11 protein-coding genes are annotated in these 13,476 nt (G+C 36.0%); 1 reads left to right on the top strand and 10 read right to left on the bottom strand.

The window, feature by feature from the left end:
- Positions 1 to 9: 9 nt before the first annotated feature.
- Positions 10 to 1,023, bottom strand: coding sequence for a UDP-N-acetylglucosamine 4,6-dehydratase (inverting) (pseB, locus tag MUS1_RS03090; protein ID WP_036158872.1), 1,014 nt, complete (start codon positions 1,021 to 1,023; stop codon positions 10 to 12).
- A gap of 639 nt (positions 1,024 to 1,662) precedes the next feature.
- On the opposite strand from pseB, the gene MUS1_RS03085 reads away from it, so the two are divergent.
- A complete protein-coding gene (locus tag MUS1_RS03085) occupies positions 1,663 to 2,925 on the top strand; it encodes an O-antigen ligase family protein (protein ID WP_051436068.1) in 1,263 nt (420 codons plus the stop codon).
- 156 nt (positions 2,926 to 3,081) lie between these two features.
- Here MUS1_RS03085 and galE read toward each other — a convergent pair whose 3' ends face one another.
- The 9 genes from galE to MUS1_RS03035 all read right to left on the bottom strand — a co-directional run bounded on the left by galE (position 3,082) and on the right by MUS1_RS03035 (position 13,473).
- The gene (gene galE, locus MUS1_RS03080) at positions 3,082 to 4,092 is read right to left on the bottom strand and encodes a UDP-glucose 4-epimerase GalE (protein ID WP_036158870.1); all 1,011 of its coding nucleotides are present in this window, start codon (positions 4,090 to 4,092) and stop codon (positions 3,082 to 3,084) included.
- 167 nt (positions 4,093 to 4,259) lie between these two features.
- Positions 4,260 to 6,230: a polysaccharide biosynthesis protein gene (locus MUS1_RS03075; RefSeq protein WP_169731104.1), complete on the bottom strand. Its 1,971-nt coding sequence runs from the start codon at positions 6,228 to 6,230 to the stop codon at positions 4,260 to 4,262.
- A 184-nt stretch (positions 6,231 to 6,414) separates the two neighbouring features.
- A complete protein-coding gene (locus MUS1_RS03070; RefSeq protein ID WP_036158868.1) occupies positions 6,415 to 6,966 on the bottom strand; it encodes a sugar transferase in 552 nt (183 codons plus the stop codon).
- The gene (locus tag MUS1_RS03065) at positions 6,959 to 7,906 is read right to left on the bottom strand and encodes a UDP-glucose 4-epimerase family protein (RefSeq protein ID WP_036158866.1); all 948 of its coding nucleotides are present in this window, start codon (positions 7,904 to 7,906) and stop codon (positions 6,959 to 6,961) included. The genes MUS1_RS03070 and MUS1_RS03065 overlap by 8 nt, the downstream gene beginning before the upstream one ends.
- Positions 7,906 to 8,403, bottom strand: a complete 498-nt coding sequence (locus MUS1_RS03060; protein ID WP_036158864.1) for a hypothetical protein — start codon at positions 8,401 to 8,403, stop codon at positions 7,906 to 7,908. The genes MUS1_RS03065 and MUS1_RS03060 overlap by 1 nt, the downstream gene beginning before the upstream one ends.
- Positions 8,404 to 8,466: 63 nt before the next feature.
- Positions 8,467 to 9,222, bottom strand: a complete 756-nt coding sequence (locus tag MUS1_RS03055; RefSeq protein WP_036158862.1) for a glycosyltransferase family 2 protein — start codon at positions 9,220 to 9,222, stop codon at positions 8,467 to 8,469.
- Between the two features lie 77 nt (positions 9,223 to 9,299).
- A complete protein-coding gene (locus tag MUS1_RS03050) occupies positions 9,300 to 10,376 on the bottom strand; it encodes a glycosyltransferase family 4 protein (RefSeq protein WP_051436067.1) in 1,077 nt (358 codons plus the stop codon).
- Positions 10,366 to 11,421: a CgeB family protein gene (locus MUS1_RS03045; protein WP_051436066.1), complete on the bottom strand. Its 1,056-nt coding sequence runs from the start codon at positions 11,419 to 11,421 to the stop codon at positions 10,366 to 10,368. Before MUS1_RS03045 ends, MUS1_RS03050 begins: the two co-directional genes overlap by 11 nt.
- Before the next feature lie 1,188 nt (positions 11,422 to 12,609).
- Positions 12,610 to 13,473 (bottom strand): alpha-1,2-fucosyltransferase, encoded by an 864-nt coding sequence (locus MUS1_RS03035; protein WP_036158857.1) that lies wholly within the window; start codon positions 13,471 to 13,473, stop codon positions 12,610 to 12,612.
- Positions 13,474 to 13,476 lie beyond the last annotated feature (3 nt).

Raw genomic sequence — 13,476 nt, 5'->3', positions numbered from 1 at the left:
GGTTGACCTCTATGCTTTAAATGCTGGATCGACGTGTTCTTTTACCAATGCACGTAAGCTGTCTATCGTTTCCCATTCCGTGTTTGTGCCTGAATTGTATTTAAAGCCAAATGGGACTTTTTGCGCATTATGGTGAGCTAAAAACTGGGCTTCTGAATACATATAAGAAACGGAAGGTAAAATCGCATACTTATCGCCTAAATCAATCGTATTGATTGAATCCGTTTCCGTCAGCATTTCTTCATGCAATTTTTCACCAGGACGAATCCCAACAACCTCAATGTTACAATCTGGAGCAACCGCTTTCGCAACATCTAGGATTTTATAAGAAGGGATCTTAGGAATAAAAATTTCGCCACCCAAATGATGACCAATCGCAAACATCACCAAATCAACACCGTCTTGTAATGAAATATTAAAACGCGTCATTTCTTCATGGGTAATCGGCAACACACCTTCTTCTCGTTTGCTTAAGAAAAAAGGAATCACAGAACCACGAGACCCCATGACATTACCGTAACGGACAACACTAAACTTAATGTCTTTTGAACCTTTAATATTATTCGCAGCAGCAAAAAGCTTATCGGAAACGAGCTTAGTGGCGCCATAAAGATTAATTGGCGCACAAGCTTTATCCGTTGATAACGCAACCACATTCGTAACACCACATTCTAGAGCGGCACGTATCACATTTTCCGCGCCATCAATATTGGTGCGAATGCATTCTGTCGGGTTGTATTCCGCCGTATCAACCTGCTTAATCGCAGCCGCATGAATGATGACATCAACACCTTCACACGCCTGCTTCACTCGTTCTTTGTCTCGTACATCTCCAATAAAAAAGCGCAATTGTGGGAACTTAGCAGGAGGATAACGTAAACGTAATTCAGATTGTTTTAGCTCATCGCGGGAAAAAATAATGATTTTTTTAACATCAGGGTAACGATCAAGAATGATCTCAATGAACTTTTTACCGAAAGACCCAGTACCACCAGTGATAAGGACAGTCTTGTTATTAAACATTAAAAAATCCTTTATTGGCCTGAAAAAGGCACAAATAATTTAAACAAAAAAGTATCTGCTATTATTAGTCATATCAACAAAAAACAACCATATTCAGACAGGTAAGCTTAGCACTTTCACTTCAAACTCTTCGTCTAATTATAAAGCAATTCCTTAAAGCAAGTCTCGATTCGAACCTTTAAGTGCGACAAAAAACAGGCCCTTTGAGCGTTGTAAGGGTAATCTTTTTTTGCTTTTTATCTCATTCTAACTCACGATAAACCGTAAGCTCATGACATCCAATGGTATTTTTTATTTCAGATATAGATATTTTACATTCTAAAGAGTAAAAAAAGTTGATATGTTTTGCTTCAGCTAACCATGACCGTTCATGTTGATACTGCATTGTTCTGTAGTAATAAGCATCATACAATCTTCAATTGCTTGCTGGTTCCACACATACTTTAGAGTGTTGCATTTTTATCTGAATTTAGACTTCAACATTGTATACGAAATAAAACTATAACCTAGAGAAATGAACAAGCTCTCTTAGTGTCAGTACGTTGAGACTAACGAACACCTTCACAAAAATATGAGTTAAAGGTTTTATTCTCGACTTCATTATTAATGGCAAAGAAAGCATATATCCAAAGGAAAAAAATGAAATTTAAAAATAATTATATGAGCCTTGTTTGGTTATTCTCAGCCTGTACATTTACTTTCTCTGTCATTATTAATGATGGTCACGATTATGGTAGTGGCCTAGTAGTCTTAATGTCTTTAGGTTTGTTTTTTTTAAAACCAGATTTTAAATTGATTGACAAAGAAGATTGCTTATTTATTTTTTCATTCTTGGTTTATGCTTTTAGTATGTACTTCGCAGTTTTCATGGATATCGGTGGGGAAATAAGAGATATAGATAAACCAACTAGGTTTATTTTCGCTTTATTTGCATTACTACTTCTATTGACAATATCTAACCGAAAAGAATGGCTTTGGTATGGCGCTATTAGTTGCAGCTTTCTAAGTTTTTTAGTGGCGGCCTACCAACGTTTTTTTATTGGTTTATCCCGTGCAGAAGGGGAAACAAATCCCATTATGTTCGGGAATATAAATATGTTGATGGGATTTATTTGTTTGATTTCGAGTATTTATTTCTTTTCACAAAGAAAACCCTTTTCCTTAATTTTAAGCTTAATAGGAGCCGTAAGCGGCATAAGTGCATCTCTATTATCAGGGTCAAGAGGTGGATGGGTTGCACTTCCACTAATTATGATTTTTCTATTTTGGCAATGTAAAGACCTATTATCAAATAGAGTATTAAAGATCTCGGTTTCATCTTTTATTCTAGTTCTTTGTGTAATTATTGCCATTCCTCAGACCGGTGTACAGAACCGTATTGGTAAAGCGGTTTATAACGTATCTGAATATATACAAGGTAACTCTAAAACGTCAGTAGGTTTACGCTTTGAAATGTGGGAAGCCGCTATACATATGTTTCAAGACTCCCCTATTTTTGGAGTAGGAGCCAGCCAGTCCGAAGCGTTTAAGGATGAATTAGCAGAAAACGGCATAATTCATCCTGCAGCTGTACCATATATAACAGCTCATAATGACATGTTAGAAGCTCTATCTAAAAGAGGCCTTATTGGCCTAGCCTTCTTGATTATGATTTATATCATTCCATTACATCTTTTCTTAAAGAAGCTCCGTTTATATAAAGAAAATTGGCGTGTACGCAGTTATGCACTTGCAGGGGCTTTAATTCCGATGTGTTATTTTGACTTTGGCTTAACCGTTGCTATGATAAATTACAAAGAAGGAGTAATGGTATACGCTTTTTCATTAGTGTATTTTTGGGCTGCAGTAAGATGGTCTGAAAGAGAAGAACAGATAGTCGGCATGAAAGAGGAACGACCGTAATCCGAACCCTTGATCTTGTAGGCCTGACTAGACAAGGAACGAGGCGTAATCAGGCAATCGCAATACGTGCCTCGTTCATCTGCCTTACCGTAGGTCGGCATTCATGCCATCATAGATTTCATAAAAAGACATGACCGTGATTCGATAATATATTCCCTACTCAAAACCATTCGGGTTATTGGACTGCCAACGCCATGTATCTTCACACATACGAGACAAATCAAACTTCGCCTCCCAACCCAAAACTTCCTTGGCTAATCTGGTTTCCGAATAACAAGCACCTATATCACCCGGACGTCGTTCAATAATCTTAAAAGGCACAGCTTTACCAGAAACAGTTTCAAATGCACGAACCATTTCCAACACAGAGTAACCGTTACCAGTACCCAAATTCACAACCAAATGCCCAGAATTTTCCAGCACTTTTCTCAAGGCGCAAACATGTCCCTTGGCTAAATCGACCACATGGATATAATCACGAACACCTGTACCATCTGGCGTATCATAGTCGTCACCAAAGACACTTAGGTATTCCAATTTACCAACGGCCACTTGGCTAATATAAGGAAATAAATTATTTGGAATGCCTTTGGGGTCTTCTCCAATCAAACCCGATTCATGGGCACCAATAGGATTAAAATAACGCAAAGTCGCGATATTCCATTGATCGTTAGCCTTCACTAAATCCGTCAGAATATCTTCTACCATCAACTTACTTGCGCCATAAGGATTAGAAGTGGACGTGGCAAAATCTTCTCGAATAGGAACCGATTTAGGCAAACCGTAAACCGTCGCGGAAGAGCTAAAAATAAGATTATGTAAACCGACTCGTTCCATTGCCTTAATAAGATTAAGGGAGCCAGAAACATTATTTTCGTAATAGAGGAACGGCTTTTGAACAGACTCACCAACCGCTTTTAAACCTGCAAAATGCATCACAGCAGAAAAGGAATACTTATCAAACACACCATTCAAAAAATCAGAATCAAGCACATCACCCTTGATAAAAATAGGACGTTTTCCCGTAACGGTTTCGATACGCTCTAATACGACTTCATTACTATTTAATAAATTATCAATAATGACAGGATCAAAACCCGCCTTAATTAACTCAATACAAGTATGCGAACCAATATAACCCGTACCGCCAGTGACCAAAACAAACATATATACCTCAAAACTGTAAGTCGGCATTCATGCCGTCAAAAACCCCACAAAAAGACATCACCTACACTTGATCTTGTAGGTCGGCATGAGGGAGGAACGACCGTGATCCAACATTCCTATAACATCCTTGATTTTGTAGGCCTGACTAGCCCAGGAACGAGGCCTAATCAGGCATTTTTAGACTTCGACACTAATGAAATGATTTTTGATTCATCAATATTTTGTTCTAATGATTTTTTTGCATTCCACACCAAGTCACCAATACCATCGGTTGGTTGAAAATCAGTTGGCGCTTCAATCAATAGCTCTCGAATTTTTACATGATCGAATTCATGACAAGCTTTATCAAGCTTATTCATCATCACTACAAAATCCAATAATGATAAAAACCGCTCATTGGCAGTCATAATACGTTGATGCTGTGTTTCCCGTACATTATCGCCAATCAATAACTCTTCAAAAAGTTTTTCCCCAGGACGTAGACCTGTAAACTGTATTTCAATATCCCCATTAATATTTTCAGAAGATTTCACCTCTAACCCTGACAATCGGATCAAGTTTTCGGCTAAATCAACAATTTTAACGGGATCACCCATATCCAAAACAAACACATCACCACCCTTACCCATTGCTCCAGCCTGTATAACCAGTTGAGCCGCTTCAGGAATAGTCATAAAGTAACGAATAATATCAGGATGGGTAACCGTAATAGGTTGGTTATCAGCAATTTGTTTTTTAAAGACAGGAATAACAGAACCAGATGAACCAAGCACATTACCAAAGCGAACCATGCAAAAACGAGTTCCCTTGGCTTTTTTAGATTCTTCTTGTGCAAGTGCTTGTAATCCTAATTCAGCCATGCGTTTCGTTGCTCCCATAACATTCGTAGGGCGAACCGCTTTATCTGTAGAAATTAACACAAAAGACTCAACACCACTGTCAATTGCCGCTTTCGCACAGTAATAGGTACCGAAAGTATTGTTCCGAACACCTTCAACAACATTGTATTCAACCAAAGGTACATGCTTATAAGCAGCGGCGTGATAAACAGTGTTAACGCCAAATGCCTTCATAGTTGATGTCAATCGATTGATACTTTGCACAGAACCAATTAGAGGTATTATTTCTACCTTAAATGATTTCTGAGCAACCATTTCACTTAACTCTTTATTAATTTGATAGACAGCAAACTCGGATACATCAAATAAAATCAGCTTACTTGGTTGCTGTGACAGTATCTGCCTACACAATTCAGATCCAATGGAACCACCAGCGCCAGTCACCATGACAATTTTTCCAGCGATATTGGATTGCATTAAATGAGCAACAGGCTCAACAACATCACGTCCAAGTAAATCATCCACAGCAACATCTTGCAGCTCTCCAACTTTGGCTTTACCGGTAACGATGTCATCAAAATCAGGTACCGTGAGCACTTCAACAGCATAAGGTAGTAACTGATCAATAACTTTTTTTCGTTCCGATCTGCTTGCTTTAGGAATAGCTAACAAAACCTTTTTTATGCCGTATCGTCGAATCAAATCGGTCATTTTATCTACATGGTAAACGGGTATACCTTGAATAATAGTATTTACTAAAGAATTATCCTGATCAATAAACCCTTTCACTCGGTAATTAGAAGCTTGACGTAATGCTAGTGAAAGTTGGCGACCAGTAGAACCAGCACCAAAAACCAAAACAGATTCGCACCCTTTTCTTGGCGATTCAACAAGTAAAGCCCGCAGCAATATCCGCGCGCCGCCACACAACATAACAAGAAAAGGGAAATAAATAATAGGAACAGTACGAGGAATCGTAACGTTAAAAAAGTACGCAAAAGATGTAATGCTTAATGCAGAAATTGCTGCCCCAAGAAAAATAGCACTAAAGGCATGAAAGGTGAGATAACGTAAAACCGCTCGATATAAACCAAGTTTAATATTAACCAATAAGGTTATTATTACTGTTCCTACAACAACATACCAAACAGATGAATTCTCAAACCAACTAAAGCCACCCTGACGAGCCCAATAAGCAAAAGTAAAGGCCAGACACACAAAAAGAGCATCAATAGATAAACTGATAAGGCGCTTATAATAACGAGGAAGAGACCAAAGAAAATCAAACTTTTTTATCATTTTAAACTACCTGTATGAAGCAAAACAAAACCCTAAAGCATCTTTATCACGTTTGCATGCAAACCTTCAGACTGAAGACATTATATTTTTGAACTAAACCACAAAATAAGACAACTGCACTCATAATATACAGGTAAAATTCACTAAAGCCTCAAATTGATCAAAGAACATAAACTATCAACAACTAATTTTTCACTCTATCCCCAGACCCGCTACCAGTAACTGTTTTCAAGATATAAATAAAATAGTTTTTCAAAGACATATTTTGAATCATTTTCGCATCAGTCTCAGCGAGTAATAACGGAGTAGACATATCTATATTTGACACTTGCGCCAACCCAGTTATGCCTGGACGTACAGTAAATACAGATTTGGCATCTCGCTCTTTTATCAATTCCTCTTGATTAAACAAACCAGGACGAGGGCCAACCAAACTCATGTCCCCTTTTAACACATTCCATAATTGAGGAAGTTCATCCAACTTAGTACGACGCAAAAAGGCACCTAATTTTGTAATGCTGGATGTAGATGCTAAATGGCTCGCTACTGATGCAGTATCTACTGACATAGTACGGAACTTCACTAAGACAAATGCTTTCTTGTTACGCCCAACCCGTTCCTGGCGAAAAAGAGGCGAACCAGTATCAGCAAGCCCAATTAAATAAATGGCTAATAACACTGGAGAGCCACATACCAAACCCAATAACGAAAACACAAAATCTAACAATCTAATCATCTTTCTGCTCTTTACAAAAACATTTTTGAATACCATTTTGAAAAGACACAGGAGGATTCCACCCCAGAGTCTTTTTAGTGTGGCTAATATCAACTTGTAAATTACCACATAATCTATCTAGCACGGCAAGCTTTCCAGTAAATCTCCCTATTAAACGTAAAACACTTACTGGAACAGGTATCAATCTAGGCTTTTTCCCCGCGGCTAAAGCCATTAAGCTTAATAGCTTGGTTGTAGATACATCGTAATCATCACTAACTAAAAAGGTTTGATTCGCTGCTTTAGGGTGATCAATACAAGTAACAATTAAATCAACCAAATTATCTAACGAAATCAAACTACGTTTGTTATTAATTGCACCAAATGGCAATGGTATATTTTTACTCGTTAGCCTCGCTAATTTACCAAAATTACCCGGAGCATTAGACCCATAAACTAATGGAGGGCGAATTATAACCACTTCCATCCCAGTTTCAGTTGCTATTCTACGTAAACCGACTTCAGCTTCAAATTTTGAAACTGCGTAATCTTCAACAGGTGCTGGAGAATCATAAACAGAAAACGGCACAGTATTATTAACCCCATTAACACCAATTGAGCTTAGGAAAATAAAACGTTTAACACCCGCTTTAGCAGCCTGTCGAGCAAGATTTAATGTCCCTCCAGTATTAACAGCACGAAACTCAGATAAAGGGTCAACAGATGAGTTATTCATGACATGAGCACGAGCAGCGAGATGAATCACGACATCAGTCTTAGTTACAGCAGATGAAAAATCAGTTAAAGGATTAATATCACCAACTTCGAAACAAATTGGACCATTCATATCTACTGATTGCCGTACAGCAATCTTGATTACCAGGTCACTACACTCTAATAAGCTATTTACTAAATACGATCCAACAAATCCAGTCGAGCCAGTTATAAGAACAGTTGGCATTAACATTTCCCCTGAAGCATAAAAAATTCAAATTCGTTAAATTGGTACTTATTACCAATCACCGCCACATGAGTTTTCTTCATCCCCTTATCACGAAAAATCCAATACGCCTTAAACTTGGCCAGCACAATCAGCAAAGGAGTAAGCACTATCCAAGCGGTGATGACTTTTGTCGCATTATTGAATTCAACTGATTCAAGATAAAAATAGGTAAGTAGAAGTAAGAAGCGATTTAAAAACCAAGCATTGAACGTGCTTTGCAGGTTTTTAGAAATGGTATAACGATTGAAATTCCGATAACCGCCTTGAGACTCCGTACCCAACACAAAAAAAGCAACACTCAATAACGCCGCGCTAGTGTAAAACAGACTCCATGGAGCGTTACTGAATACAAAGTGAAGTAAACACAACAGAGCGATCGGCATAAAAAAATCGACTGAGATATATAGCAATAACGTGCTTGGATTTTGATATTTTTTATAGTTATCAGTGACCATTTATACATCCTGACATAACAAAGAAGATTCGTTCTTAAACCGAGCTAAATCACCAAAAACAAACTACTTAGAAAAATATTTTTGGAAAAATTTTATAGGTAAGCGAACTAAAATAAACAATAGATTTGAACGTACGCCAGATGAGCACAAAGCTTTAACTTGTTCTTTAGAAGATAGCCAATAACTACTAATCCCAGCCGTACTAACACCACCTTCTCGCATTGTTACTAACGTTTTATTCAATTTAGCATACCGAAGCTTATGCAAAAAAAATGCACGAACAAACCAGTTAAAATCAGCACCAATTTTATACTCTAAAGAATACATTCCAACTTTTCCATAAGCTGAACGTTTAATAAACGTAGCAGGGTGAGCTGGCATAAAACCAAATCGCATTTTCCAAGGTGAAAAATTATAAGATGAATAAAATCTAACCGGTTTATTAAGATTATCAGGTGTAACAAAATTAACATTTCCCAAAACCATATCTCCTTCTGGGTTAGACCTAAAAGTTTGTGACACTTCAGCTAAAACAGTTGAGTAAGAATAAAAATCATCCGAGTTTAAGATCCCAATAATATCACCAGTGGCTAACTCAATACCCTTATTCATCGCATCATAAAGACCATTATCTTTTTCACTAATGATGACACTTACAACTTCTGGATACTCATTAATAATATCTAATGTATTATCAGTCGATTTCCCATCAACAATAATATATTCAATATTTTTATAGTCCTGACTTTTCACTGACTCTATCGTATCTCTAATAGTTGTAGCGCTATTAAAGCAAACAGTGATAATTGTTATTTTCAAAAGCACTTCCTTAACTCTATTGTATTCCAGTAACTTATAAGATATTAAAGTTCTTTGTATATTATACGAATTTCCTGTCAGACTAAGTGTTTGAACATATTTAACGCCGAACAATTAATTTTATTTAGATCAAAATTATTCCAAAACAAATCAAAGGAGTGTTTTCTTAAAGCTAAATACTCCTCTGATGGTAAATTATTCATCCATTCAATTTTTTCTTTTAAAGCTTTGTCTGTTAACTCTTTCACTAACCCAGGATAGTCGCTACCTACATAGTCACCTATATAGCCTACATCATAACAGATTACTGGTGTTGATTGTGCAAGGCTTTCTAATACGACTAAAGGCATCCCTTCATTTAATGACGGTAAAACAAGAGCTTTAGACTGACTTAGAGCTACCTCTTTCTCTTCCCCGTTAATAACACCATTAAAATGACAAACAGCTCCTGTATTAAGTGCACTTAATTTCTGCATATAACTATCACTTTCAGCAGCACCATTAAACGACATCCTAACTAAAGGGATAGCGTTAGCTATTTCAACTAAATGATGAATTCGTTTTGTTGATATATAGTTACATAAACAATAAAAGTCGGACTGACTAAAGTCATTAAGGATATTTTTTCTTATGGTATTTTCACTTTGAGTAACCGATATAGTGTTATGCAACACCTCGACTTTATCTGCATTAATTAATCCGCTACTAACCAATTCAGACTTTGATGTTTTTGACAAACTTAAAACTAAATCAATATGAGTTGAAATTTTTTTAAACAAATATTTATTACGTGGTATTTTTATAAAATCTAAAAAATCTCCTCGATGTAAGTGAGATACTACTTTGGTATTTGATGAGATAAGTTTTACACACACTATCGATAAATAAATTTTCCATAAGCCAAAATAAGACATCGGCATGTTAGTATAATAAATATCAAACTTACGATAACTTACATACATTAACTTTAAAATAGAGATAAAAAAAGAAAATAAGGCTATTAAACGACCGCCAAAGCTACCTTTATCTTCAATGGTATGAATAATAAACCCAGTAGACAATGCAGATAAAATCCGTTCGTTACTTATGCTAATACCATGATATACCGTTGGAGGTAGTTCACCCCAAAAAAGTAATTTCTTTTTATTTTCCATTTCTAACAGCCATTTTTTCTTTCGCTATTTTTATTATGTCGTCAACACGATGCTTAAGCTGATACGACCCAGAGATTACTTTACTGTAACCTGCCAATGCTATCGTGCTTGCAACATCAGGGCTATCAATTAACCACCTGAGTTTATCGACTGCCTCTTGATGATTAGAAAAATAGACAGCTTCAACATCAGGTTTAAACATATCAGCTTGGTCATCGGTATACTCAGCTAACATAACTGTTTTGGTCGCAGGTATTTCTAACGTTCTACGGGTATAAGTATCATTATTTAATTTAGACAAGAATGACAAGCAGACCTTAGCCGAATTAAGTGCCTCATTATACCCCTCATAAACAGGTTCAATATCTTTTCCAAGCAAACTATTAAGTTCTGCATAACATGGAGATTTCTGCCAACGCTGGCCATTCAAGCGCACTTTAAAGCCTTGCTTAATGAGTAACAGCAGCAACTGATCACGACCATCATCTTCATAGTGTCCAATAAAAGCGACATCATACTGCTTATTCACATTTTCTATTGGGTAGATCCGGCTTGCATCAAAAGTTGGCATAAATACCGAAGAGGTACAGCCTAACTTTTCGATGCTAGCTTTATCCGACGCACGGTAAACAAAGTAATGATCATAAAAAGGGATGCCACGTTTAAGCAGGTAAAATAGCCACCAAGGATGATGTTTGCTAAAGGTTTGGTCATTATTATAACCAATAACAACCGCCACTTTTTTTAGCTCACGGACAGTACTAGGATAAAGGTGCACAGCACGCCAAAGAAAAATGACATCATAGCTCCCACTTTTTACTTGTTGTAATAAATCACGATTAAGCTTTTTTACCAATAGACCACATTTATAGCGGTTTTCTAATGTGTAGTAGATCTTCGCAAATACACTATTGTACTGATAATTTGAAAAGTAGTGATTCCACTGAAATTTATCGACTTTTGTTTGAGTATTTTCATTAAACTCAAGAAACAGTGATTCATCATAATAATCAAAATTAAAGTCACCGACTTGTAGGATGTTCACATTTACACCTTTTTTTTATTTTTACTTTTTTAAAAGTTATATGAAAAAGATAAATTACTATGGAATAGTAGAAGAATCGACTTAGGCCCCTTAAATTATACTGTATAGAAAAAAATGAAAAAAGAATAAATAGACCTACTACAATGTAATATAGAATTGTAACCCCTTTCATTTTATTCATAAATATAGAGAAAAAATATCCTGTTACAAAATAAAATGATATTAAAATAGGATAGCCTGCGAGTGATAAGGTGGCTAAAGCTGAGATAGGAGCAGTTTTTTTCATTTCTTGCACTTCTAGCATGTATTCAATATCGAGAAAACGACTAGGTAAAGGATTTATACTAATAAAAAATGCAACAGCATCGTGTGTGAAATTATTCAGTACATAAGACACTCCAAATAAAGAGAAGCTAAAGGCATAATTCAACCCTGTAAATAAGTATTCAGAATCTAATCCTTTCGTAAATAGTGATGTAAGATTGGGTATAAGCCCATGGTAGATATAATACCTAATTTGTAGCACAAAAATAAGACTTGTGAATATGAGGATAATACAACTTAGAATGACCCTGACTTTTATACCTCCAAATCTTAAAAAGGTCCCAATCATATATAAAAAAGGTACCATAACAACGAATCGAGAAGAACTACTAAATAAAATTAAAAAGCACACAAGAAAAACAGTATACCTTAATAGCCTTTTTTTTATGAAAGGGATTAAAACGGTTACGAAAGGAGAACAAACAAAAAAAATGATCAAGACTCCCATATGCCGCTGAAAACTTGCGTCAATATACCCTCGGCGATGAATTAACGGCTCAACACCATAGCCTATGATATATACCAAATAAATAAAAAATACTAAAAAAACTAATGACTTTTGATATTTAATTTCAGAACTGGTAAAAATGTAAGCTTTTGCTCTTTTTACACGTGGAGCAATTGAGGCCCCGAAATAAAAAGAGAGCGAAGCTAGAATGAAACTAAAGGATCCCTTATACAAATCATATTCAGATAAAATGTCATACAGACCAAATGGTGCCTCTCTTGCATAGGTGAAGATGCAAGTCCCCAAAATCACATAACACACAACAAAGTTATAAAAAATTGGTAAGATCAATAATATATCATCAGCCTTGTAAAATTCATAAAAGTATATAAATATTGAAATAAGGCTTATTAATACTATAAGATACGCCATAGTTTTGGGTATATATCCTGTGAATTTCTATCTGAAAAAGAGAACCAATTTAATGGAGCAACTTGTAAACCTTGAGAGCTATTCAACCAAGCCCCCCACCAACTAAAAGTACTATTAGCAATGATATTAGCTTTGCATTTTTGCATCAATGCTAAATCATCAATCACAGAGCAAGTATCATCAACGAAATTAACATTACTGATGAAATTAAGGTTATCTTTGCACCACTGAATATCATCTGAAAATATGTAAAAGATAGGAGTGTCGATTTGCTGCTGAATATGTTCGATAGCATTGCGGTAATATTCTAGTGAACATATACCATGTACACTATTCGTATACGCATTTTTTACATAATCTCCTCTACGCACATGTAAACTAACACTCTCGGTTGATTTTATCTTATCAAGCCATTTTGCAGCAGGTGCTGATATAGGAGCAACTGGTGAAAGGTCTTCACATAACTCTTTTTTAAATGCTTCAAAGTATTTGGGGTTCTGCCAATAGCCATCCAAATAACAGCCTTCTTTACAGTCATCTATATCATTAACATAACTGAAGGATTCAAGCTCTTTAATATAGTTTTGATACAACAGAGAAGTTAACCCTAACTTTCTAACAAGCTTAGCTGTAAAATTATTACCAGCTCCTGCTTTTTTAATTTCAGTCGTTGTTGCTAATCTCGCCTTAATGTTAAATTTATCGAGCTCGTACTTTCTTAATGTTTGCAAAGGATAAAAAGAGATATCTAACACTAACTCACAACCTAGCTTTAAAGAGAGTGCTCTACCAAGCGCATACTGGAATAACTGGTTACCTAAACCACCGGTAATTTTTACTATGATCACGTG

This window comes from Marinomonas ushuaiensis DSM 15871 (genome assembly GCF_000521805.1).
Taxonomy (GTDB): Bacteria; Pseudomonadota; Gammaproteobacteria; order Pseudomonadales; family Marinomonadaceae; genus Marinomonas; species Marinomonas ushuaiensis.
This window is presented reverse-complemented; position numbering and strand designations above follow the sequence as displayed.

Coding starts and splice junctions, on each gene's coding strand:
- pseB (WP_036158872.1), bottom strand. CDS start 1,023: ATGTTTAATAACAAGACTGTCCTTATCACTGGTGGTACTGGGTCTTTC.
- MUS1_RS03085 (WP_051436068.1), top strand. CDS start 1,663: ATGAAATTTAAAAATAATTATATGAGCCTTGTTTGGTTATTCTCAGCC.
- galE (WP_036158870.1), bottom strand. CDS start 4,092: ATGTTTGTTTTGGTCACTGGCGGTACGGGTTATATTGGTTCGCATACT.
- MUS1_RS03075 (WP_169731104.1), bottom strand. CDS start 6,230: ATGATAAAAAAGTTTGATTTTCTTTGGTCTCTTCCTCGTTATTATAAG.
- MUS1_RS03070 (WP_036158868.1), bottom strand. CDS start 6,966: ATGATTAGATTGTTAGATTTTGTGTTTTCGTTATTGGGTTTGGTATGT.
- MUS1_RS03065 (WP_036158866.1), bottom strand. CDS start 7,906: ATGCCAACTGTTCTTATAACTGGCTCGACTGGATTTGTTGGATCGTAT.
- MUS1_RS03060 (WP_036158864.1), bottom strand. CDS start 8,403: ATGGTCACTGATAACTATAAAAAATATCAAAATCCAAGCACGTTATTG.
- MUS1_RS03050 (WP_051436067.1), bottom strand. CDS start 10,376: ATGGAAAATAAAAAGAAATTACTTTTTTGGGGTGAACTACCTCCAACG.